The following is a 23187-nucleotide window of genomic DNA, read 5'->3' on the forward strand; positions in this document are numbered from 1 at the left end:
ATCGTAGGGAGCGCGCGGGGGGCGGCGGGGCCGCTGCCCCACCGCCCACTCCGTCAGGTGAACCGCCGGGCCGCGGGTGGACCCGGCCCGCCCGGCCCACAGCCTCGGGGCCCGGCGCCGGAAGAGCACGGCCCGGGCCGCGGACGCATCTCAGGCGTCGCCGCCCGCCGCCCCCGGGTCCGCCGCCCGCACATCGAGCAGCCGGTAGCGGTCCACCGCCTGCTTCAGCGCCGAACGGTCGACCTTGCCGTCCCGCGCCAGCTCGGTGAGGACCGCGAGCACGATCGACTGCGCGTCGATGTGGAAGAAGCGCCGGGCCGCCCCCCGGGTGTCCGCGAACCCGAAGCCGTCCGCGCCCAGCGAGGTCCAGCGGCCCGGCACCCAGCGGGAGATCTGGTCCGGCACCGACCGCATCCAGTCCGACACCGCGACGAACGGGCCCTCGGCCCCCGAGAGCTTCCGGGTGACATACGGAACGCGCTGCTCCTCCTCCGGGTGGAGCAGATTGTGCTCCTCGGCCGCCACCGCCTCCCGCCGCAGCTCGTTCCACGAGGTCGCCGACCAGACATCGGCCCGGACGTCCCACTCCTCGGCGAGCAGCCGCTGCGCCTCCAGCGCCCACGGCACCGCCACCCCCGAGGCCAGGATCTGCGCGGGCACCGCGCCCGCCGTCCCGGCGCGGAAGCGGTGGACGCCCCGGAGGATGCCCTCGACGTCCACGTCCGCCGGCTCGGCCGGGTGCTGGATCGGCTCGTTGTAGACCGTCAGATAGTAGAAGACGTCCTCCGGGGCCTCGCCGTACATCCGGCGCAGCCCGTCCTTGACGATGTGCGCGATCTCGAAGCCGAACGCCGGGTCGTAGGCGACACACCCCGGGTTGGTCGACGCCAGGAGCTGCGAGTGGCCGTCCGCGTGCTGGAGCCCCTCCCCGGTCAGCGTGGTCCGCCCCGCCGTCGCCCCGAGGACGAACCCGCGCGCGAGCTGGTCGGCCATCTGCCAGAACTGGTCACCGGTGCGCTGGAAACCGAACATCGAGTAGAAGACGTACACCGGGATCAGATGTTCGCCGTGGGTCGCGTACGACGAGCCCGCCGCGATCAGCGAGGCCGTGCACCCGGCCTCGGAGATGCCGTCGTGCAGCATCTGCCCGGTCGGGGACTCCTTGTACGCGAGCAGCAGATCCCGGTCCACCGCCTCGTACTGCTGGCCCAGCGGGTTGTAGATCTTCGCGCTGGGAAAGAAGGAGTCCATGCCGAACGTGCGGTACTCGTCCGGCGCGATCAGGACGAACCGCCTGCCGATCCCCTTGTCCCGCATCAGGTCCTTCAGCAGCCGCACAAAGGCCATGGTCGTGGCGATCGACTGCTGCCCTGAGCCCTTGCGCACCGCCGCGTACGCCGTGTCCCCCGGCAGCGTCAGCGGCCGGGCCCGCACCACCCGGGTGGGCACATAGCCGCCCAGCGCCCGGCGGCGGTCGTGCATGTACTGGATCTCCTCCGAGCCCCGGCCCGGGTGGTAGTACGGCGGCGGGCCGCTCTCCAGCCGGGCGTCGGTGATCGGCAGATGCAGCCGGTCCCTGAAGCCCTTCAGATCGTCGACCGTCAGTTTCTTCATCTGATGGGTGGCGTTGCGGCCCTCGAAGTTGGGGCCGAGCGTCCACCCCTTGACCGTCTGGGCGAGCACCACCGTCGGCTGGCCCCGGTGCTCCTTGGCCGCCTGGAACGCCGCGAAGACCTTGCGGTGGTCGTGGCCGCCGCGCCCCAGGTGCAGGATCTGCTCGTCGGTCATGCCCCCGACCATCGCGCGCAGCCGGTGGTCACCGCCGAAGAAGTGCTCCCGGATGTACGCGCCGGTCTCGGTCGCGTAGGTCTGGAACTGGCCGTCGGGGGTGGTGTTCAACTTGTTGACGAGGACCCCGTCGCGGTCCTGCGCCAGCAGCGGGTCCCAGGAGCGGTCCCAGACCAGCTTGATCACATTCCAGCCCGCGCCCCGGAAGACGGACTCCAGCTCCTGGATGATCTTTCCGTTGCCGCGGACCGGGCCGTCGAGGCGCTGGAGGTTGCAGTTGACCACGAAGGTCAGATTGTCCAGCCCCTCCCGCGCGGCGATGGTGAGCTGCCCCAGCGACTCCGGCTCGTCCATCTCGCCGTCGCCGAGGAAGGCCCAGACATGGGAGCGCGAGGTGTCGGCGATGCCCCGGGCCTGGAGATAGCGGTTCATCCGCGCCTGGTAGATCGCGCCGAGCGGACCCAGCCCCATGGAGACCGTGGGGAACTCCCAGAAGTCCGGCATCAGCCGGGGGTGCGGATAGCTGGAGAGACCGTCCGGCGCCTTCGACTTCTCCTGGCGGAACGCGTCGAGCTGCGCCTCCGTCAGCCGGTCGAGCAGAAACGCGCGGGCGTAGATACCGGGCGAGGCATGGCCCTGGAAGAAGATCTGGTCACCGCCGTCGCCCTCGTCCTTGCCCCGGAAGAAGTGGTTGAAACCCACGTCGTAGAGGGAGGCGGAGGAGGCGAAGGTCGCGATGTGCCCGCCGACACCGATCCCGGGGCGCTGCGCCCGGGACACCATCACCGCCGCGTTCCACCGGGTGGCGTTGAGGACCCGCCGTTCGATCTCCTCGTTGCCGGGGAAGAACGGCTCGTCCCGGGTCGCGATGGTGTTCACATAGTCCGTGCTGCGCATCTCCGGTACGGCGACCCGCTTCTCCCGGGCGCGCTCGATCAGCCGGAGCATCAGATAGCGGGCCCGCTCCCGGCCCCGCTGGTCCACGGCCGCGTCGAGTGAGTCCAGCCACTCCCGGGTCTCCTCCGGGTCGAAGTCCGGGACCTGGCTGGGGAGGCCGCCAATGATGATCGGGTTGCCATCTGATCCGGAAGCCACGCTAATCCTTCGCTGCTCGGAGTGGTCTGCCGGAAGGACCGTCGGGAGCTCCCGCAGAGATGTCAGGCGGTGCCGTACCGCCTCCCATCGTGTACCCCGGGGCGCTAAACGTCATCTTTACCGAGGGGTAACCCGTGATCCCGAACGCTTCCGGTGTCATCCTGGACATCCTGTCCGTCCAGGCGGCGGCGACAGGACCGGCGCGCGGGCGCGGAGCGCGAACCTCAAGGGCAAAAGTGCCACCTTACGCCTGGTCCCGGGACCGGGCGCGAGCGGGTGTTCGGTTCGGGGGGACACCTTCGGGCGACGTAAAGTGGCAAACGCGGCTGAATCGCGTGACAGATTGCACGGATCGTGGCCGAACGTGTCTGGAGTTGCGTCGAGACGGGCGCAAACGTCACCGTTTCGGCGGTCCGGACGGCCGGGTACTTGCGCGATCCGTCCCGCCCGTGTGGACTACGGCCAACGCCACGCGTACGCGCGAGGCCGCAGCATTTACCGAACATGATCAGGAGGCAAGCCGTGAGCGCGACCGCGGACCACGCGGAGGAGCGGACCAACCCGGCAGCGAGGCTGGGGTTCGAGCCCGGACAGGTGGTCCAGGAGATCGGCTACGACGACGACGTCGACCAGGATCTCCGTGATGGCATCGAGTCCGTGATCGGCCAGGACCTCGTGGACGAGGATTACGACGACGTCGCCGACGTCGTCGTCCTCTGGTTCCGTGACGAGGACGGCGACCTGACGGACGCCCTGGTGGACGCCATCGGTCTGCTGGAGGACGGCGGCACCATCTGGCTGCTGACCCCGAAGACCGGCCGGGACGGCTACATCGAGCCCAGCGACATCCAGGACGCCGCGCAGACGGCGGGTCTCTCACAGGCCCGCAGCATCAGCGTGGCGCAGGACTGGTCCGGCACCAAGCTGGCGGCCCCCAGGCGCTAAACCGTCACAGAGAGTGAGACCCGGGTCGTTGTGACACCCGGGCGATAAGACCTGGCTCGCTCCGGGAGCCACCAGCCCCGGACCGTATGCCCCGGGCCGTGCGCCGAAAGGCCCATGTGCCCAGGCCCCCTCCGGTACCGCCTGAGGGGGCCTTCGCGCGTTCCGCACGAGGTCGCGGACGGCCTAGGGTGGAGCCGCCGGCCGCAGGGGCCCGGCGGTGCGGCGGCGCATGGGGCGCGGCCGCGCGGAAGGGAACCACACGCCATGGCGATCGAGGCCGGTACCAGGGCTCCGGAGTTCGCGCTGCGGGACAACCACGGCCGGACCGTGCGCCTCGCCGACCTCCGCGGTGAGCGGAACGTCGTGCTCGTCTTCTATCCGTTCGCCTTCACCGGGGTCTGCACCGGTGAGCTGCGGGCGCTCCAGGACGCGCTGCCGTCGTTCGCCGCCGCCGGCGCCGAGGTGCTGGCCGTCTCCAACGACTCCATCCACACCCTGCGGGTCTACGGGGAGCAGGAGGGCCTGGACCTTCCGCTGCTGTCGGACTTCTGGCCGCACGGCGAGGTCTCGCGGGCGTACGGCGTGTTCGACGAGGAGAAGGGGTGCGCGGTGCGCGGGACCTTCGTGATCGACAGGGCGGGCACGGTCCGCTGGACCGTCGTCAACGCCCTGTCCGACGCGCGGGACACCACGGACTACCTCACCGCGCTGCGGGCGCTCTGATGTCTCCGAGAGCGGTGTTCCAGCAGCTCAGAGGGGTGGTTTCAGTGGCTCGGAGGGGTGCGGACGGGGCTTTGTGACGGCCGTCCGGCGGTGTTGGGGTGTCGTCTCGCGTCAAAGCCTGTCCCGTCCGGGAACCGGTCACTAGGATCCATTCGTTGATCCGGTACAAGAACGCACGACGGGGCGCTGCCCCTGAAACATCACTGGAGGGACTCGTGGGAGTCAGCCTCAGCAAGGGCGGCAACGTCTCGCTGACCAAGGCCGCGCCCGGTCTGACCGCCGTCATCGTGGGTCTGGGCTGGGACGTCCGTACCACCACCGGTACGGACTTCGACCTGGACGCGAGCGCGCTGCTGGCCAACGCCGAGGGCAAGGTCACCGGCGACGGTAACTTCGTCTTCTTCAACAACCTGAAGAGCCCCGAGGGCTCTGTCGAGCACACCGGTGACAACCTCACCGGTGCGGGCGAGGGTGACGACGAGCAGATCAAGGTCAACCTGGCGACGGTGCCCGCCGATGTGGACAAGATCGTCTTCCCGGTCTCGATCTACGAGGCGGACGGCCGCCAGCAGTCCTTCGGCCAGGTGCGCAACGCGTTCATCCGCGTGGTGAACCAGGCGGACGGCCAGGAGCTGGCCCGTTACGACCTGAGCGAGGACGCATCGACGGAGACCGCCATGGTCTTCGGCGAGCTGTACCGCAACGGCGCCGAGTGGAAGTTCCGGGCCATCGGCCAGGGCTACGCCTCGGGTCTGCGCGGCATCGCGCAGGACTTCGGCGTCAACGTCTGAGCACAGCCCTGCCGCCCGGACGGGCGGGGCCGGGTCCACGGGGCTTGGCCGCCGTCCGCCCGTCCGGGCCGTCCGGGCCCGCGCGTCCGGCGCCGCACACCCCCGTGGTGTGCGGCGCCGGACGCGCCTGCGCGGACATCCGTACACGGGCCGGACATCCGTACGTGGGCCGGAGGAGCGTGGGTCCGGCCCCGGCGGGACCGTCCGCCGCGCCCGGCCCCGGGCCGGCCGGTGCCGCGGACGCCGAGAACCATCTGTTCGCTGGGGAGGACCAGAACATGGGTGTCACACTCGCCAAGGGGGGGCAATGTCTCCCTGTCCAAGGCCGCGCCGAATCTGACGCAGGTGCTGATCGGTCTGGGCTGGGACGTCCGCACCACCACCGGTACGGACTTCGACCTGGACGCGAGCGCTCTGCTCTGCGAGAGCGGGCGAGTGCTGGGCGACGACTTCTTCGTCTTCTACAACAATCTGAAGAGCCCCGAGGGCTCCGTCGAGCACACCGGTGACAACCTCACCGGCGCGGGCGACGGGGACGACGAATCGCTCGTCGTCGATCTCACCCTGGTCCCGGAGCGGGTGGACAAGATCGTCTTTCCGGTCTCCATCCATGAGGCGGACAACCGCCGCCAGACCTTCGGCCAGGTCGCCAACGCGTTCATCCGGGTGGTGAACCAGGCGGACGGCCAGGAGCTGGCCCGTTACGACCTGAGCGAGGACGCATCGACGGAGACCGCGATGATCTTCGGCGAGCTGTACCGCTACCACGGCGAGTGGAAGTTCCGCGCGGTCGGCCAGGGCTATGCCTCGGGTCTGCGCGGTATCGCGCTCGACTTCGGGGTCGGCGTCTCGTAGCGGCCCGCGCCGCACTTCGGCCCGGACCCGGGCCGGGCGCCGCCCCGCCGCGGCGCCCGCCCGCGATCCGGCCCTTCGTTCCGTTCTCCGCACCGCACCGCCCCGTTCCGACCCGCTCCGTCGCCGTCCTGTCGCCGCTCCCGTTCCGTCCGCCTCTTCCGCACCTCTCGTTCCGGCTGTTTCTGGCGATTCCGCTGATTCAGCCGCGTCTGTTGCTTCAGTCTGTTGTCTGTTCACGATCTGTTGTTGTTCACGATCCGCATTCCGCGCACAGTACGGGGAATCCGGCCTCTGGTACGGGGGAGACCCTCCCTCAGGCTCCGCCCGGGGACCCCCATGACACGATTGGGTGCCAGTGGTTCTGAAAACCTTCGGCTGGTCGTTCGCGGTCACCGCGCTCGGACTGGTCGCGGCGGTCCTCTACGGCGGATGGACCGCGTTCGGGGTCGTCGCGATCCTGTCCGTCCTGGAGATCTCGCTCTCGTTCGACAACGCGGTGGTCAACGCCGGAATCCTGAAGAAGATGAATGCCTTCTGGCAGAAGATCTTCCTCACGATCGGCATTCTGATCGCCGTCTTCGGCATGCGGCTGGTCTTCCCCGTCGTCATCGTCGCCGTCAGCGCGAACCTCGGTCTGATCGAGGCCGTCGACCTCGCCCTCAACGACAAGGACAAGTACCAGCAGCTGGTGACCGACGCCCATCCGTCGATCGCCGCGTTCGGTGGCATGTTCCTGCTGATGATCTTCCTGGACTTCGTCTTCGAGGACCGGGAGATCAAGTGGCTCGGGTGGCTGGAGCGGCCGCTCGCCAAGCTGGGCAAGGTCGACATGCTGTCGGTCTGCATCGCCCTGGTGATACTGCTGATCAGCTCGATGACCTTCGCCAAGAACGCCCATCAGCACGGCGGCGGACACGCCGACAAGGCGGAGACGGTCCTGCTCTCCGGTGTCGCCGGTCTGATCACCTACCTCATCGTCGGCGGCCTCTCGGGCTTCTTCGAAGGCAGGCTGGAGGCGGAGGAGGAGCGCGAGCACGAGGCGGAGGAGAACGCCCGCCGGAGCGGAAAGAAGGTCTCCGCCGTCGCCATCGGCGGCAAGGCGGCGTTCTTCATGTTCCTCTACCTCGAAGTCCTCGACGCCTCCTTCTCCTTCGACGGGGTCATCGGCGCCTTCGCGATCACCAATGACATCGTCCTGATGGCCCTCGGCCTCGGCATCGGCGCCATGTATGTGCGGTCCCTCACCGTCTATCTGGTCCGCCAGGGCACCCTGGACGAGTACGTCTATCTGGAGCACGGCGCCCACTACGCCATCGGCGCGCTCTCGATCATCCTGCTGATCACCATCCAGTACGAGATCCATGAGCTGATCACCGGTTTCATCGGCGTGGCGCTGATCGGCTGGTCCTTCTGGTCCTCGGTGCGGCGCAATCGCGCCCTCGCCGCCGAGGAGCAGGCCCTCGGGGAAAAGGCTGAGCCACACTCCGGGGCCGGGGTGTGACCGTGGCCTGATTGAGGAACGCTCACAGCGGGGCGGTTCCGGGGCGGGTCCCCGGCGCCGCCCCGCCGGGCGGAGGAATCCGGCCGCACGGCGACGGGACAGCGGGGCAGTGGGGGCACGGTGACGCGGAGCCGGCTCTTCTGGCACAAGGGCCGGCGCGGCACGGGCGGGGCACGATGAGCGGACACGACGATTGGGGGCGGGCATGGCCGTCTGGGACAGGCTGTGGCAGCGCGGGCCGGCACAGTTCGACATGGGCGGCGGCGCCGCCAACACCATCTCACTCACCCGCAGGCGCCCGATGGTGTCCCTCGCCAAACAGGGAGCGGCGACGGGCCATCTGCGGGTCAACCTCTCCTGGCGGATGCGGACCTCCGACATCGAGGGCCGCTCCCGGCAGAGCGGGCAACTGCTGCGCCATCCGCTCAAGCTCTTCAAGCCCGAGGTGGTCCAGGCCCACACCCAGAGCCTGGTCAATGTCGACCTCGACCTCGGCTGTCTCTATGAGCTGTCCAACGGCGCCAAGGGCGTGGTCCAGCCGCTGGGCAACTTCCTCGGCTCCACCACCGAGGCGCCCTTCGTCCGGATCAGCGGTGACGACCGCTTCGGCTCCGGCTCCGGCGAGACCGCCTATGTGAACCTGGACCACCATGAAGAGATCAAGCGGCTGCTGTTCTTCGTTTATATCTATGACCAGACCCCGGCCTTCGACCGCACCCACGCCCTGCTGACGCTCTACCCCAGCAGCGGCCCCCGCGTCGAGATAGAGCTGGACGAGCGGGAGCCGCAGGCCCGGTCCTGCGCCGTGTTCACCCTGGACAACGAGAAGGGCGAGCTGGTCGTGCGCCGTGAGGTGCGGTACGTCTACGGCTTCCAGGCGGAGCTGGACCGACTCTACGGCTGGGGCCTCCAGTGGGGCCGTGGTTACAAGACCCGTGCCTAGGGCGCTCAGGGCCGTATGAACTGCGGCCCCATCGGCGGCAGCCGGAATTCCGGATCGGGCACGAAGACCGGGGCGGGCTGCGGATAGCCGTATCCGGGCCGCTGCTGCGCGGGCCCGGCCCCCGGACCGGGCCCCTGGGCGGGCGGATGGGCGGGGGGCTCCGGAGCGCCCTGCGGATAGCCGTACGCGGGTGCCGGTGCCAGGGGCGGCGGGGCGGCGCCCTGTGCGGGGACGGGTTCGGTGGCGGGCTGCCCCGTGGCCCCGGCCGCCGTCGCCGCCCCGTCCGCCTCCTCCGTCCCGGACTCGTCCACCGAGATCCCGAACTCGGTCGCGAGCCCTACCAGACCGGTCGGATAGCCCTGCCCCACCGCGCGGAATTTCCAGGTGTCCCGCCGCCGGTACAGCTCTCCGCAGATGATCGCCGTCTCCTCGCCCGTCTCGGGCGTCACATCGAAGACCGCGAGCGGCTCACCGTCGGCGGCCGAGACATCGAAGAGCATGATCCGCAGATCGCGGACGTGGCGGAAGGTGTCCCCGTCGGAGGACGCGGCCAGGACCACTTGGTCGACGGAGGCGTCCAGCGCGGCGAGGTCCGCCTCCACCGCGTCGGTCAGCAGCTCGCCCACCCGTTTCTTGGAGAGCCGCCGCACCAGCCCGGAGGGGTGACGCGGCTGGTTGTAGAAGACGAAGTCCTCGTCCGAGCGCACCCGGGCGTCGGGGCCGAGCAGCAGCGCGGACGCGTCCACGTCCGGGACTCCGGGCCCCGGCGTCCAGCGCAGCACGGCCCGGACGGCCGTGGCGTTCAGCGGGACGTTCGAGCCCTTCATCATCGCGTGCGTCATGCCCGTCATCCTGCCTTCCCGGGGCCCGGCCGGACAACGCGGACCCGCCCGTCGCGACCCCGGTACGCCCTCGGCGCGCACCCGGTCGTCACCTCGGGTTCATGGACGCCGGGAACCATCGACCGATATCCGTACGTACTATTACCGGCCACGTCAGAGTGGCGGGCCACTCCGGGACACGGGGGAGACACATGCGTCATTTCGGTCACCTTTCGCCTGCCACCCGTGAGCATCTCTTCCACCGGGAGCCCGTCGAGTTCACCGCCGAGTCCCCGGCCCGGGTGCTCGCGGCGGCGCTCGGGGCCACGCTCTACAGCCCCGCCACCCGGCCCAGACTCGCGGCCGACATCCTCAAGCAGGCGGCGAGCGGAGTGGTCTCGATGGTCCTCTGCCTGGAGGATTCCATCGACGACTGCGAGGTCGCGCTGGGCGAGGAGAATCTGCTGCGGCACTTCGCCGAGCTGGCCGGGCAGCCGGCCGAGCATCCGCTGCTCTTCGTCCGGGTCCGGGAGCCCGCCCAGATCCTGGACCTGGCCACCCGGCTCGGCCCCGCCGTCAGCAGACTGTCCGGTTTTGTACTTCCCAAATTCACCGAGGAACGCGGTATCGCCTTTCTGGAGGCGCTCACCGCGGCCGAGTCCGCCACCGGGCAGCGCCTCTTCGCCATGCCCGTCCTGGAGTCGCCTGAGCTGCTGCACCGGGAGACGCGGACCGAGACCCTGGCCAAGATCGCCCGTACCGTCGACAAGTACCGCCACCGGGTCCTCGCCCTCCGGCTGGGCGTCACCGACTTCTGCTCCGCCTACGGGCTGCGCCGTACGCCCGACATGACCGCGTACGACGTGCAGATCGTCGCCTCCGTCATCGGCGACGTCGTCAATGTCCTCGGCCGCTCCGACGGCACCGGCTACACCGTCACCGGACCGGTCTGGGAGTACTTCCGGCTCCAGCAGCGGATGTTCAAGCCCCAGCTGCGCCGCAGCCCGTTCATGCAGCTCCGCGCCGAGGATCTGCGCAACTCCCTCATCGAGGACGACATCGACGGGCTGCTGCGCGAGATCGAGCTGGACCGGGCCAACGGCCTCACCGGCAAGACCTGCATCCACCCCTCGCATGTGCTGCCCGTGCACGCGCTCTCCGTCGTCAGCCACGAGGAGTACAGCGACGCGCGGGACATCCTGCGGCCGGAGCGCGGCGGGGGCGGAGTGATGCGTTCCGCGTATACGAACAAGATGAACGAGGTGAAGCCCCACCGGGCCTGGGCCGAACGGACCCTGCTGCGCGCCGAGGTCTTCGGCGTGGCGCGGGAGGAGGTCGGGTTCGTGGAGCTGCTGACGGCGGGCCGGGGGCCTGCCGGATGACGGCCCGCGCTCCCCGTTTCCCGGCTTCCGCCGGCCCCTCCGGCCTCTCCGCTCCCCTCAGCCCCTTCACTTACTTCAGTGCCCTCATCTACTTCAGTGCCCTCATCTACTTCAGTGCCCTCAGTCCCCGAGAGAGAAGAGACAACCACGGTGGTGTGGTCCGGAACCTGGGTCGCCGAACGGCTCGGCGTCCGCATCGACGGAGACGAACGGCTGCACGGGCTGCTGGGCCTGGCCCTGCGCCGCAACCCCAAGCGGGCCCATCTGCTGGTCTCCAACGTCCTGGGCAAACATGTGCCGCAGTCCCCGGCGGTGGTGTACGGGGCGGGACACGGCCTCGGCGAGCGCGTCCGCGCCCTGCTGGGGGACGCGGAGGCGGGCCGCGCGCTCGTCGTCGGCTACGCGGAGACGGCGACCGGGCTCGGTCACGCGGTCGCGGACGGGGTGGCCCTCGCGCCCTATCTCCACTCGACCCGCCGCCCGGTCGCGGGGGTGCCACGGGCGGGCGGCTTCGAGGAGTCCCACTCCCACGCCACCTCGCATCTGCTGCTGCCCGAGGACCCCGCGCTGCTCTCCCGGCCGGGCCCGCTGATCCTGGTGGACGACGAGTTCTCCACCGGGAACACCGTGCTCAACACCCTGGCGGAGCTGCACCGCCACCGGCGCCGTGAGCGCTATGTCATCGTCGCGCTGGTCGACATGCGCTCCCCGGCCGACCGGGAACGTCTCGACGCCTTCGCGGCGGAGATCGGCGCCCGGATCGATCTTGTCGCCCTGGCCTCGGGGACGACGGTCCTCCCGGACGGGGTGCTGGAGGCCGGGCGGGCGCTGGTGGCCCGGCACGGCACCGCCCCGGCCGAGCCCGGCGACGGGGCGGCGCCCCCGCTCGCCCCGGCGGCCCGCCGGGTCGACCTGGGCTGGCCGGAGGGGCTGCCCGACGGCGGACGCCATGGCTTCCTCCCCGCCCATCGCGCCGCACTCGACGCCGCGCTGCCGGGGATGGCGCGGCGGCTCGCCCGGGCGCTGGACACGGACGCCCCCGGCCCCGGAACACCCGGGGCGCGCCCCCGCCGGGTGCTCGTCCTCGGCTGCGAGGAACTGATGTACGCGCCGCTGCGGCTGGCCATCGCCCTGGAGCCGCTGACCGGCGCCGAGGTGCGCTACTCGACCACCACCCGCTCGCCCGTCCTCGCGGTGGACGACCCGGGGTACGCGATACGGACCCGTATCGTCTTCCCGGCCCATGACGACCCGGCCGACGGGCCCGGCGAGCGGTACGCCTACAACGTCGCGGGCGCGGGGTTCGACGCCGTCGTGGCGGTGGTCGACTCGGCCGCGGACACCCCCGCGCTGCACGCCCCCGGCGGTCTGCTCGACCGGCTCGCCGCCCATGCCCCGCGGCTGCTGCTGGCCGTCGTCCCCAGTCATGTGCCCCGTCCGGCCGCCGCGCTCGCCCCCGGGGCGGAGAGGACCACCATGCCGCTCGCGCCACCGCCGCCCGTGCCCGTACCCGTGTCGGGTGAGCCGTTGCCCGAGCCGGGGGGCGGGGGGCCGGGGTCTGCGCCCGTGCCGGTGTCGGCGTCGCCCGGGATGCCGCTGTCCGCGTCGGGGGGGCCGGTGCCCGTGCCCGGGGCCGTGTCGCCGGGGGAGCCGGTGTCCGCGTCGGGGAAGGCGGGCTCCGGCCGTGCGCCTGGGTCCGGGGCCGCGCCTGTGTCGGTGCCCGCGCCGTCACCGGGGCGGCCGTCGCCCGGGCCTGCGGCCGGGGCCCGGGACTCCGCGTCCGTGTCCGTGTCCGCGCGGCCGTCCCCGGAGCAGCCTCTGCCGGTGCCGGGGGAGCCGGGTTCCGTTCCCGGGCCCGTGCCGGCGTCGCCCGGGGTGCCGCTGTCTGCGCTGGAGGAGCGGGGCTCCGTGTCCGTTCCCGAGCCCGTTTCGGCGCCGCCGGGGCAGCGGCTGCCCGAGCCTGTGGCGGGGCGGCCTCTGCCTGTGCCGGGGGAGCCGGGCTCTTCGCCCGGGCCCGTTTCGGCGCCGCCCGGGGTGCCGGGTTCCGGGCTCGCGGCCGGGGACCGGGACTCCCTGTCCGCGCCCGAGCCGTCGCCGGGCGTGCCGGCCGCGCCCCTGCGCGGGCCGGGCTTCTCGTCCTACCTGCCCGAGGACGTCGGCTGGCTGCTCCAGGACCTCTCCCACGTCGAACTGGAGGCACCCACGGAGGAACGCGAGGAGGCCATCCAGAGCGGCGGCGCGCACTACGCCGAGTCGCTGCCGGTGGAGTACCAGCCGTCCCAGGAGTACCAGCGGCTCTTCCGTGCCGCGCTGGACGGCTCCGCCACCCGGATCGCGCGGGCCGTCGGCACCGTCACGGAGACCGTCCTCGCCGAGCGCTCGCCCCGCCCGGTGCTCGTCTCGCTCGCCCGCGCGGGCACCCCCGTCGGCGTGCTGATGCGCCGCTGGGCCCAGTGGCGCCACGGCCTGGACCTGCCACACTACGCGGTCTCCATCGTCCGGGGCCGGGGCATCGACGCCAACGCCCTGCGCTGGCTGCGCCATCACCACGACCCGGCCGACGTCGTCTTCGTCGACGGCTGGACGGGCAAGGGCGCCATCACCCGCGAACTGACTGCCGCCCTGAGCGCGTTCGACGGCTTCCACCCCGAGATCGCCGTCCTCGCCGACCCCGGCGGCTGCGTCCGCACCTACGGCACCCGCGACGACTTCCTCATCCCCTCCGCGTGCCTCAACTCCACCGTCTCCGGGCTGATATCGCGCACCGTCCTCCGCGCCGACCTGGTCGGACCCGGGGACTACCACGGTGCCAAGTTCTACCGGGAGCTGGCCGCCGCCGATGTCTCCGGGCTCTTCCTGGACACCGTCACCGCCCGGTTCGAGGCGGCGGCGCCGGACGTGGCCGCCGACGTCACCGCGCTGCTCGCCGCCGACCGCACCCCCACCTGGGCGGGGTGGGCGGCCGTCGAACGGATCTGCGCGGAATACGGCATCGACGATCCGAACCTGGTCAAGCCCGGAGTCGGCGAGACCACCCGGGTGCTGCTGCGCCGGGTCCCGTGGAAGATCCTCGCCCGTGCCGGGGCCGGGGCCGAACTCGACCATGTACGGCTGCTCGCGGCCCAGCGCGGAGTGCCCGTCGAGGAGGTCGGCGAACTGCCGTACAACTGCGTCGGCATCGTCCACCCCCGTTACACCAAGGGCGCGACCGGCGCCGATGGAAAGGCGGTGATCTCGCTGTGAACGGGCCCGTCACCCAGGAGTCCACCGGCCGGACACTGATCGCCAGCGACCTCGACCGGACGCTGATCTACTCCGCCGGGGCGCTCCGGCTCACCACACCGGACGCCGAGTCGCCCCGGCTGCTCTGCGTCGAGGTCTACCAGGGCAGACCCTTGTCCTATGTCACCGAGACCGCCGCCGGGCTGCTCGCCGCCCTCGCCGCCGAGGCCGTCCTCGTCCCGGTCACGACCCGTACCCGCGAGCAGTACGACCGGGTCCGCCTCCCCGGCCCCCCGCCCGCGTACGCGGTCTGCGCCAACGGCGGCGACATCGTCGTGGACGGCGAGCGGGACCGCGGCTGGCGGCGGGCCGTCGAGGCGCGGATCGCCGCGGAATGCGCGCCCCTCGCCGAGGTCGGTGCCCGGCTGACCGCGACCGCGGACCCCGCCTGGCTGCTCAAGGCGCGTACCGCCGACGACCTGTTCGCCTATCTGGTCGTCGAACGTCCGCTGTTGCCGGACGGCTGGGTCGCGGAACTCACCGCGTGGGCCGCCTCCCGGGGCTGGTCCGTCTCCCTCCAGGGCCGCAAGCTGTACGCCGTGCCGCGCCCGCTCACCAAGAGCGCGGCCATGCGGGAGATCGCCGAACGGGTGGGGGCGCGTCGGGTGTTCGCGGCGGGGGACTCCCTCCTCGACGCCGATCTGCTGCTCGCCGCCGACCGGGGATTCCGCCCCGGCCACGGTGAACTCGCCGACGAGGGCTGGACCGCGCCGCATGTGGAGGCCCTGGCGGAACGGGGTGTCGCGGCGGGCGAGGAGATCGCGCGCCGCTTCCTGGCGGGCGCGCGGGGCGACGCGCAGCGGACACGGCGCAGCGGACACGGCGTAACGGATACGGCGTAACGGATACGGGAGTGGCCCGGCAGCGTCTGTGTCTGCTGCCGGGCCACTCCCGTCCGTCCGTGCGGCGCGTTACTTGCGGCGGCTGCCCGCGCCCGGCTTCATGACCCGCATCCCGATGAAGACGAGGACCGCGAGGCCCGCGAGGCCCAGGACCACCTTGGAGTAGGTCGAGACATACTCGGTGACCTGTTCCCAGTTCTCCCCGAGCAGATAGCCCGCCATCACGAAGATCGTGTTCCAGATCGCACTGCCCACCGTGGTGAGCAGGAGGAACGTGCCGATCGGCATCCGTTCCACCCCGGCGGGAACGGAGATCATCGAGCGGAAGATCGGAATCATCCGGCCGAAGAAGACGGCCTTGGTGCCGTGCTTGGCGAACCACGCCTCGGTCTTCTCGATGTCGGATATCTTCACCAGCGGCAGCTTCGACGCGATGGCGATCGTTCGCTCGCGGCCGAGCAGCGCGCCCACGCCGTAGAGGGCGAGCGCGCCGACCACCGAACCGATGGTCGTCCAGATCAGCGCGGCATAAAGATCCATCTTGCCCTGGCTGGCCGTGAAACCGGCCAGCGGCAGAATGACCTCGCTCGGCAGGGGCGGGAAGAGGTTCTCCAGCGCGATGGCTATGCCCGCACCCGGGGCGCCGAGCGTCTCCATCATGCTGGTGACCCAGCCAGGGGCACCGCTCGCCGCACCCGCCGCGCTGGTCACGATCATTGGGTCCATACCTTTCACGGTAGAAAACCGCAGCTGAAGATGGTCTGAAGACGGCCTCAGAGGGTTCTGTGGTTTACCCCAGTGTGCGGTACCCGACCGACGACCACCGTTGTCGATCATGCACAAAGACCTGTGGGACCCCCGAGGGAGGACCCTGGCGGAACCGCTTGATCCGCCCGCGTGACCCCGTGGGGCCGTGCGATGACGGGGGGAACCGGTCGTCCCCGTACGGTACATGAGCCGCTGAGCACGGCACGAGCCGTACGGGGGACCGTCGGACCGGCCATCGGAGCGCTCACCGTGCTCCTCGGGGCGGCCCGTGTGCTGGTGTTGCTGTTCCCGGCACCTCTGTTGCCGTGCCCCTGCCGCGTCCCTGCCGCGTCCCTGCCGCGTCCGCCGGGCGTGCTCGCCGGACGGCCGGACCGGATCGAGCGGCGGCGGCCGGAGCGCTGGTACGGCCTGCGGCTCCCGGCCTCCGGCGCCGCCCGCTGTACGGTGCCCGGTCCGCCCGCCCGCCCGGCCGGTGGCGACCGTGGCGTACTCCGTCGTCCCCGAGGCTGTCACCCTCCGTCGCCTCCGGGGCCGTCACCGGTGTCGTCACGTGTCGTCGAGCGCTCCGGTGCCGTTGGCGCCGTCGTGAGCGGCCCAGGTGGGGCCCGGCCGTCGGGTCGCGTGGTGTGCGGGGCCCGTGAGCGGCCGCCCGGGTGGTTCGGCCTGTGTGTGCGGGGCCGGGGGCTGTCGCGGCCCGGCCTGCGGATGGCGGGCCCGGCCGTCGGGTCCACGGCCTGCGGGCCCGCTGTGGATCGGGACGGGCGGCCCGCCGTGGCCGGACGGGCCTCAGCCGCAGCAGCCTCCGCCGCAGCAACCGCCTCCGCCGCCACCGGCCCCGCCGCCCGGGGTGCTCGCGGGGGCCTGCCGCGTGCCGCCGACGGCGACCGTCGACAGCAGCTTCACGGTGTCCTCGTGCCCGGCCGGGCAGACGGCGGGGTCCGAGGACTGGGCCATCGGCCGGCTGACTTCGAAGGTGTCGCCGCAGCCGCGGCAGCGGAATTCGTATCGAGGCATGGGCCAAGGCTACGCGGTGCGCGGGCCCGGGAGCAGAGGGTGTGGACGGCCGCGGCGGCCACCCCGCCGCGTGCGCGCGCCGCAGAAGGCCGGGGCCGCCCGTGGCCCGGCCCGCTCCCGGAGGCCCCGGCCCCCGGCCCGCCTGGACCTCCCCGCGACAGCTGTGACGGTCACCCGCCGGGACCGGCCGCAGCAGGAGGGGCCGGGCGCACAGCGGACAGACCCCGGGGAGGGCGGAGGTCAGGAGGGGCCGCCGCGCTCCTCCCTGATCCGGTCGACCACCCGCGCGGCAGCGCGGCGCACCGCGTCCGTCTCGTTGAGGAAGTGCCAGTAGTCGGGGTGGCGGCCCGCGAGCGACGCGACGGCCCGGTCCAGCCGGGCGGCGGCCTCGTCCAGCGGGCGGGCGTGCCGGGGGTCGGGGCTCTGCCGCCCGGTCATGGCGAGCCGCTGGGCGTCGCGCACGGCGAAGCGGGTGCGGTCGATCTCCTGCTGCGGGTCGGCGGCGACGGCGTCGAGCTGCCGCAGCCGCTCCCCGGCGGCGGACACGGCCTCCTCGGTCCGGTTCAGCAGCGCCCGTACGGTGGCGAGCAGGGCGGTGGCGTCCGGCCAGCGCTGCTCCTCGCGGGCCGAGGCTGCCTCCCGCAGCTTCTCCTCGGCCTGCCGGACGCTCGCGGCGGCCTCCTCCGGCACCTGCTGGAGATCCTGCCAGCAGGCGGCGGAGAACCGCCGCCGCAGCTCGCTCAGGACCGGTTCGACGGCCCCGGCCCGGGTGGTGAGGGCCTCCGCGCGGGTACGGAGGGAGACCAGCCGCCGATCCGTCTCGGCCGCCAGCTCCGGCAGCCGCTCGGCCTCGGCCCGGACGGCTTCGGCGTCCCGCAGGACGCGGTCGGCGCGGTGCAGCGTCTCGGTCACGCCATGGCGGGCGGCGCCCTGGTTGAGGAGGGTCAGCTCGGGGGCGAGGGCGGCGAGCCGGGCGGCCAGGTGGTCCGCCTTCAGGCCGGAGCCCCGCACCGCGTCCAGCGCGTTGCTCGCGGCGAGGAGCGCCGCTCGCGCCCGTTCCACGGCGGGCGCCAGCCGGGCCAGCCGGGTCTCGGCCCGCTCCAGCAGCGGTCCCAGGCTCTCCGCGAACCGGTCCAGCTCGGCCTTCGCGCCGGTCAGCTCCTCCCGCGCCCGGGTCAGCAGGGTGCGGGCCTGCGCGGCGAGCGAGGGGTCGAGATCCTCCCGGTCCAGGTCGTAGGAGTCCACGGCCTCGATATAGCGGTGGCTCACCTCGTCGATCCGCCGCTCCAGCCCGGCGAAGCCGTCCGCCGCCCGTCCGGCCTCGGGGGAGCTGTCCACGGCCGTGATCGTCTCCAGGGAGATCCGCAGCTCGCGCTGGGCGCTGTCCAGCTCGTAGAAGGCAGCGGCGGCGGCGTCCTTCGCGGCCTGGGCCTCGGCCCGGTTGCTCGCCCGACCGCCGCCGAACCAGCGTCTCGTCCCGCCGCCGGTGAAGGAGAGGGCCGTCGCGGCGGCGAGCAGGGGCAGGGGCAGCAGCACCAGCGCGAGAAGGTCCCGGGCGCCACCCGCCGTCGCTGTGGTCTGCGGCTGCGTGTGTCTCGCCGTCACATCCCTCTCCCGTGCCGATCCGCCGTATCCGGTTCATTTTCCCACCAGGAACGACGAACACACGGGCGGAAAAGTTCTCCCGCTCACACTCCGTGCCCGTTCACCCTCCGTGCCGTTCACACTCCGCGCACGGTGATCGCGCCGTTGTCGCTGCGGGCCCGGACCGTCCGGGCGCCGTCCGGGTCCTGCGGGACGTCCACGACCACCGGCCCGTTCCCGCTGCGGGCGTCCACGGCGTAGGGCGCGCCCGCGCGGGGCAGGTCGACGCGGATGCTTCCGTTGTGGCTGGCGAGATCCATGCGCTCAGGAACGGCACCGGCGCCCAGCCGGATGCGTACCCGCCCGTTGTCGGTCCTGGCCTTCAGCGTGGTGGCGCGAACACCCTTGGTGACGATCGCGCCGTTGTCGCTGCGGAGGTCGAGGGGGCCCTCGGTGTCCCGGACGATCACGTTCCCGTTGTCGGACACGACGGCCAGCGGGGTGGTGAACCCGGACGCGGTCACCGTGCCGTTGTCGTTCCGTACGGTCACCGCGACCCCGCGGGGCACCTTCACGGTGTGCCGGGCCTCGCAGTGCTTGACGACGCCGGAGCAGTCGACCCGCAGCGTGAGCCGTCCGTCGGTGAGCCCCCAGGACTTCCGCGGGCCGCTCCCGACCACCCCCCATCCGTCGACCTGACGGCTCACCTCCACCCGCGTCACATCGGCGGGAACGACGCGTACCGAGGTGTTGTCGCTGTCGACGGTGAGTGCGCTCCCGGAGAACGCGAACACTCTCCGCTCCGCGTCCACCGCCCCCGCGTCGACGCCCCCGCACCCCACCAGCCCGACCAGAAGCACCCCACCCCCACCGACCGCCACGACCCTCCGCCGCACCCGCTCCCCACCCCTGCCGCCCACGCCTCCACGCCCTTCCACCGCGCCCTCCGCTGCCCCCTCCACGCTAGGGACGCCGCGCCTCCGGCACGATCGGGTGCGCCACCGTCCCGGGGTGGGGTTACCCCCCCCGGACGGGCGCCACGGCGGGAGGGGAACGGGTTTGCGGGGCCGACCCCGGAGGCATGTACGCTGTCCTCTCGTCCACGGGTGCGTAGCTCAGGGGTAGAGCGCTGCTCTTACAAAGCAGATGTCGGCGGTTCGAAACCGTCCGCGCCCACCAGCACAAAGGCCCCCCGCCGATCATGGCGGGGGGCCTTTGACATCCACTTCTGACATCAACGCCCAGGATCACTCCCGGGCGGGACGCCTTCTGAGCAGCCGGTCCATGTGACTCACGGCCTCACGCTGAGTCTCCTGCACGACATGGGCGTAGACATTCATCGTGACAGCGATCTGGCTGTGGCCAAGGATCTCCATCACGACCCGGGGCGGAACCCCGGCCGCGGTCAGCAGCGTCGCCGTACCGTGCCGGGCGTCGTGCAGCCGGATGACGCGGAGGTCGGCGTTCCTTGCGACCCGTGGCCAGCGTTTGCCCGCGGGGTCTTGGGATTCCGTTTCCTGGACGCGGCGGATCAGCGCGTCGGGGCCGGACGAGTTGAGGAGGGAGACCAGATCCGCCCAGGTGGCGAGGGCGAAGCGGTCGACCAGGCGCGACGCCCCATCGCTCAGCAGGGTCACGGAGGCGAGCGAGGCGAGCGGTACCGCACCGGTGAGCGCGTGTCGGGCCGCTTCAGGGTCGGAGCCCGCGATCCAGAAGCCGCCCGGCCGGTTGCGCAGATTCGTCAGCGCCGCCCGGTACTGGGCGAGGGCAGCGGCGTGTTCGGCCGATCCGGTCGGCAGCTCATCCATGGACCGGCGCAGTTCGCGGCCCGCGTCGTCGAGGCGCCTGTCCGTGACGGCTGTGCACCCCCGGTCCCGTTCGGCCAGGACCACCGTCGAATCGCCGAGCGCCAGATACTCGACCGCTTCGTCACGGACGCGGATGGCGACGACCGTACTGGTCGGACTCGCGGGATGGCCCAGGTCACACGTGCCGGAGTGGAGCGAACGGACCTCGGCCAAAGAGCCCCAAGCAGTCGGCGAGCGGTGCGTCAGGGCGGGCGACGACCTGACGGAGCAGGAGCGCGCCCAACGTCGAGGAGAACCAGGCGACCCCGTGTGAGCAGCCCGTCGAGGCGCCCGCGGCCCCGGCTCCGTCGAGCAGGACGGCCGCGCCGGTCCCCGCCGTCGCGAAGTCCTCGTTCTCTTCGCCGACGGTCGAGGGTCAGGACGCGAGGGTCAGGACGCGAGGGTCACGTTCACGCCGGAGCGTCTTCCTCGTGCCGGTAGAGGGGACAGAGGAGTTCGACGGACTTCGGTTCGCTGGTCTCGGGGTCGTACTCGACTCCCACGAGGGTGGAGAACTTCCCGGTGCCGACCTGCCCCCACAGGGCTCCGAGGCCGGAGGCGAGCAGGTGCACGACACCGAGCGAACCCTGTGTGTAGATGCCGCCGATGGCCAGGAGCGAGCCCCTGCCGTCCGGGCGGGGGAGGCGGGCGAGGTAGCCCACATCGTGCGGACGAGTCGGGTCGCCGTCCCTGCCGGACCGGTGCACAACACCGGTACGCCGGTCGCTGATGGTCCACGTCTCGTCGGCCCCGAGCTCCCAGTTCAGTACCGGGTCCTGGGCGTACAGGTGCCTTATGGTCTCGGACATGCCCGGACCGCAGACGACGATCAGACCGTCACGGTCCAGGTCGATGTCCCCGCCCACCGGTACGTGCTCGGACGTGACATCGAGGCTGTAGGACCGGGCCAGGTTCTCCAGGCGTTTGCCCGAGCTGACGTCGTCGACGGCGACCACCGTGCGTCCTCGGTCCTCCGCCCGCCGGAGAGGCGTCGCGATGACGACCGCACCTGTCCCGAGAGCGCACCCTCGGGGGCCGGTCCGGTGTGCCGGATCTGATGGATGCGTCCACGGCTGAGTCCCGCCTTATCGGCGATCTGGGCGTACGACAGCCCCTGGGCGTGGAGATCCTGGACGACGCGTCGGCGCAGCCGGGCGAGTTCCGTCACCTCCTGCTGAGCGAGGGCGAGCCGGTTGGTGACTTCGCGCAGCAGTAGATAGGGGTCGTCGATTGCCGCGATCCGCCGCATCTCGTCAGACATCAGCCCGCCTCTCCGTTTCACCCAGGAGCCTAGGGCTCTAGACGGTAGGGGTGAGAGGCGAAGACCAGATCGAGCATTCACAACGAAGAATCCCGCTCGTCTGCGGGGGACGCCCCTTGGGCTCACTCGCCGCTGCCTGGACCTGGGTGGCCGCACGGTCCGACAGGTGGTGCAGTCACGTTTCGTCCCAGACGAAGTCGGCTCGCACCCAGTTCCCGTTCCCGTTCATGGACACGGAGGCGCCCCACTCCTTGGAATACCGCTCCACGAGGAGGAGCCCCCGGCTGCCCTCGTCCTGGTTGCCGACGGCGCAGACCGGGGGCCGCCCCCGCCGCCCTGGTCGGCGACGACGACACGCACCCGCCCGTCCCTGAAGACCACGGTGACGTGGAACGAGCCGCCGGGCGCACCGCTGCGTGTGTGCTTCACGGCGTTGGCGGCGAGCTCGCCGACGACGAGCTGGGCGTCATCGACACCACTCCACCCCTGGAGCAGCGCGGCGACGAAGTAACGCGCTTCGGGCACCTGCTCAAGAAGGCCAGGGAAAGCGCGGGACCACTTGGTGGACACAAGAAGACTCCCCGTCTAGAGGTCTAGACACCACAGGCCGACAGGGTATGCCTGCATCTAAGGGCAAGCTAGGCATCAAGAGGAATTATTCCTCTAAGGAGTGGTGGTTCCTGTCAGATTGCGGAACTCGTCCATCAGCCGGAGTGCAAGCTCACGCGCTTCCGCCCCGAAGACAGCGGCATCCTCGAACCGGGCGAAGTGATCCTCATAGAAGGCGAGGTCATCCTGGCTTTCCAGGACACGTTCCTCCCTGAACTCCTCCACCACCACGGCTCGCCGGTCGCACAGGGTGAACCCGTGGCGGGGAAGAAGCGGAACCCGGTGCCGCCAGGGGATCACACCGAGCCGTACCGTGCTCAGACTCTCGACAGCCAGCAGCCGGTCGAACTGGGCCAGCATCAGCGCGGGCGTTCCCGGCCAGGTACGGAGAGCACCCTCCGTCATGACGAAGACGGACTCCCGCCCCCGTTCGTAGATCACGCTCTGACGCTCGACCCGGGCGGCGACGGCGCGGCCGACGGCTTCGGGGTCCACCCCGGGCCGACTCTCGAAGACATGCCGGGCGTACTCGGCGGTCTGGAGCATGGCGGGCAGAACCACGCACTGGAACGAGCGGACGAGCCGAGCGCCCCGGATCATCTCGTCCAGATCCGACCCAGGGACCGAGTCCCGTCCGGAGCCGGGCGCAGCCTCCACAGCGGCCAGCAGCTCACGCACTTCGGCACGGGTCGGAGCGTCCAGGTCGAGGGCGCCGGAGAGACGGTCGAGGACATCGACGCTGGGGACCATGCGCCCGTTCTCGATCTTGGACACGGTCGGCTGTCCAACCCCGGCTCGCTGCGCCAGCGCGGCACCGGTCAGTCCGGCCGCAGCACGCAGCTCCCGAAGGCGCACTCCCAGCGCCGTCAGCCTCTTCTGCCGCTCACTCCCCATACCCAGGGTTCTACACCACGCCGCCACGAGCACCCGCCCGACCAGCCACCCAGGCGCCATGAGGCGTGATTCAAACTTTCCCTACTGGTTCAAGGCGCCTCGCTCCGCATCGCCGCGCGCGGCCCGGCGCCGCCAGCCGCGCGGAGCGGCAGCATGCCGGAGCGGGGAGAAACCCTCTGTGGCCGGGGCGGTCGGCTCCACGGCTCTAGCCACCTCCCCGGTCCGGGGCCCGCGTCAAGCAA

16 protein-coding genes, 1 tRNA gene and 3 pseudogenes are annotated in these 23187 nt (G+C 71.6%); 10 read left to right on the forward strand and 10 right to left on the reverse strand.

Features of this window, described 5'->3' with window-relative positions; translation table 11 throughout:
* Nucleotides 1–150: 150 nt before the first annotated feature.
* Nucleotides 151–2883: a pyruvate dehydrogenase (acetyl-transferring), homodimeric type gene (aceE, locus tag CRV15_RS20370; protein WP_003960366.1), complete on the reverse strand. Its 2733-nt coding sequence runs from the start codon at nucleotides 2881–2883 to the stop codon at nucleotides 151–153.
* A gap of 522 nt (nucleotides 2884–3405) precedes the next feature.
* Between aceE and CRV15_RS20375 the strand changes: the two genes are divergently transcribed.
* From CRV15_RS20375 to CRV15_RS20400, 6 genes and pseudogenes are all read left to right on the forward strand, one after another.
* Nucleotides 3406–3828 (forward strand): DUF3052 domain-containing protein, encoded by a 423-nt coding sequence (locus CRV15_RS20375; RefSeq protein WP_003954091.1) that lies wholly within the window; start codon nucleotides 3406–3408, stop codon nucleotides 3826–3828.
* Between the two features lie 264 nt (nucleotides 3829–4092).
* Nucleotides 4093–4551, forward strand: a complete 459-nt coding sequence (locus CRV15_RS20380; RefSeq protein WP_003954092.1) for a peroxiredoxin — start codon at nucleotides 4093–4095, stop codon at nucleotides 4549–4551.
* 215 nt (nucleotides 4552–4766) lie between these two features.
* Nucleotides 4767–5342 (forward strand): TerD family protein, encoded by a 576-nt coding sequence (locus tag CRV15_RS20385; protein ID WP_003954093.1) that lies wholly within the window; start codon nucleotides 4767–4769, stop codon nucleotides 5340–5342.
* A 278-nt stretch (nucleotides 5343–5620) separates the two neighbouring features.
* A pseudogene (locus CRV15_RS20390) lies at nucleotides 5621–6197 on the forward strand (TerD family protein).
* A 355-nt stretch (nucleotides 6198–6552) separates the two neighbouring features.
* Nucleotides 6553–7698 carry a DUF475 domain-containing protein gene (locus tag CRV15_RS20395; RefSeq protein ID WP_003954095.1) on the forward strand — a complete coding sequence of 382 codons (1146 nt, stop codon included), beginning with the start codon at nucleotides 6553–6555 and terminating at the stop codon, nucleotides 7696–7698.
* A 205-nt stretch (nucleotides 7699–7903) separates the two neighbouring features.
* Complete coding sequence (locus tag CRV15_RS20400; RefSeq protein ID WP_009996093.1) at nucleotides 7904–8641, forward strand: hypothetical protein; 738 nt, start codon at nucleotides 7904–7906, stop codon at nucleotides 8639–8641.
* Nucleotides 8642–8646: 5 nt separating this feature from the next.
* On the opposite strand, the gene CRV15_RS20405 is transcribed toward CRV15_RS20400, so the two are convergent.
* Nucleotides 8647–9492: a TerD family protein gene (locus tag CRV15_RS20405; protein ID WP_029182908.1), complete on the reverse strand. Its 846-nt coding sequence runs from the start codon at nucleotides 9490–9492 to the stop codon at nucleotides 8647–8649.
* A gap of 182 nt (nucleotides 9493–9674) precedes the next feature.
* Between CRV15_RS20405 and CRV15_RS20410 the strand changes: the two genes are divergently transcribed.
* The 3 genes from CRV15_RS20410 (at nucleotide 9675) to CRV15_RS20420 (ending at nucleotide 14968) form a co-directional block, all read left to right on the forward strand.
* A complete protein-coding gene (locus CRV15_RS20410; protein WP_003954097.1) occupies nucleotides 9675–10844 on the forward strand; it encodes an HpcH/HpaI aldolase/citrate lyase family protein in 1170 nt (389 codons plus the stop codon).
* A gap of 150 nt (nucleotides 10845–10994) precedes the next feature.
* Entirely contained in the window at nucleotides 10995–14087 is a 3093-nt protein-coding gene (locus tag CRV15_RS20415) for a phosphoribosyltransferase (protein WP_162925192.1), read from the forward strand.
* Nucleotides 14084–14968 carry an HAD family hydrolase gene (locus tag CRV15_RS20420; protein WP_003960355.1) on the forward strand — a complete coding sequence of 295 codons (885 nt, stop codon included), beginning with the start codon at nucleotides 14084–14086 and terminating at the stop codon, nucleotides 14966–14968. Before CRV15_RS20415 ends, CRV15_RS20420 begins: the two co-directional genes overlap by 4 nt.
* A 69-nt stretch (nucleotides 14969–15037) precedes the next feature.
* Here CRV15_RS20420 and CRV15_RS20425 read toward each other — a convergent pair whose 3' ends face one another.
* From CRV15_RS20425 to CRV15_RS20440, 4 genes are all read right to left on the reverse strand, one after another.
* Nucleotides 15038–15685 carry a DedA family protein gene (locus tag CRV15_RS20425; RefSeq protein ID WP_009996090.1) on the reverse strand — a complete coding sequence of 216 codons (648 nt, stop codon included), beginning with the start codon at nucleotides 15683–15685 and terminating at the stop codon, nucleotides 15038–15040.
* 837 nt (nucleotides 15686–16522) lie between these two features.
* Nucleotides 16523–16750 (reverse strand): FmdB family zinc ribbon protein, encoded by a 228-nt coding sequence (locus tag CRV15_RS20430; RefSeq protein WP_003960353.1) that lies wholly within the window; start codon nucleotides 16748–16750, stop codon nucleotides 16523–16525.
* Between the two features lie 240 nt (nucleotides 16751–16990).
* On the reverse strand, nucleotides 16991–18355 hold the full coding sequence (locus tag CRV15_RS20435; protein WP_003954106.1) for a hypothetical protein: 1365 nt from the start codon (nucleotides 18353–18355) through the stop codon (nucleotides 16991–16993).
* 116 nt (nucleotides 18356–18471) lie between these two features.
* On the reverse strand, nucleotides 18472–19254 hold the full coding sequence (locus tag CRV15_RS20440; RefSeq protein WP_003954107.1) for a DUF4097 family beta strand repeat-containing protein: 783 nt from the start codon (nucleotides 19252–19254) through the stop codon (nucleotides 18472–18474).
* A gap of 184 nt (nucleotides 19255–19438) precedes the next feature.
* Between CRV15_RS20440 and CRV15_RS20445 the strand changes: the two genes are divergently transcribed.
* Nucleotides 19439–19513 (forward strand) — tRNA-Val (locus CRV15_RS20445).
* A gap of 68 nt (nucleotides 19514–19581) precedes the next feature.
* Here the strand turns inward: CRV15_RS20445 and CRV15_RS37710 are convergent.
* From CRV15_RS37710 to CRV15_RS20465, 4 genes and pseudogenes are all read right to left on the reverse strand, one after another.
* A pseudogene (locus CRV15_RS37710) lies at nucleotides 19582–19824 on the reverse strand (tyrosine-type recombinase/integrase); the annotation flags it as partial.
* Nucleotides 19825–20591: 767 nt separating this feature from the next.
* Nucleotides 20592–21442: pseudogene (locus tag CRV15_RS20455) on the reverse strand (sigma factor-like helix-turn-helix DNA-binding protein).
* 225 nt (nucleotides 21443–21667) lie between these two features.
* Nucleotides 21668–22012, reverse strand: coding sequence for an ATP-binding protein (locus tag CRV15_RS20460; protein ID WP_003954112.1), 345 nt, complete (start codon nucleotides 22010–22012; stop codon nucleotides 21668–21670).
* A 93-nt stretch (nucleotides 22013–22105) separates the two neighbouring features.
* Nucleotides 22106–22945: a helix-turn-helix domain-containing protein gene (locus CRV15_RS20465; protein WP_174391374.1), complete on the reverse strand. Its 840-nt coding sequence runs from the start codon at nucleotides 22943–22945 to the stop codon at nucleotides 22106–22108.
* Nucleotides 22946–23187: the final 242 nt, after the last annotated feature.

It is taken from the genome of Streptomyces clavuligerus, from assembly GCF_005519465.1.
In the GTDB taxonomy this organism is placed as follows: domain Bacteria; phylum Actinomycetota; class Actinomycetes; order Streptomycetales; family Streptomycetaceae; genus Streptomyces; species Streptomyces clavuligerus.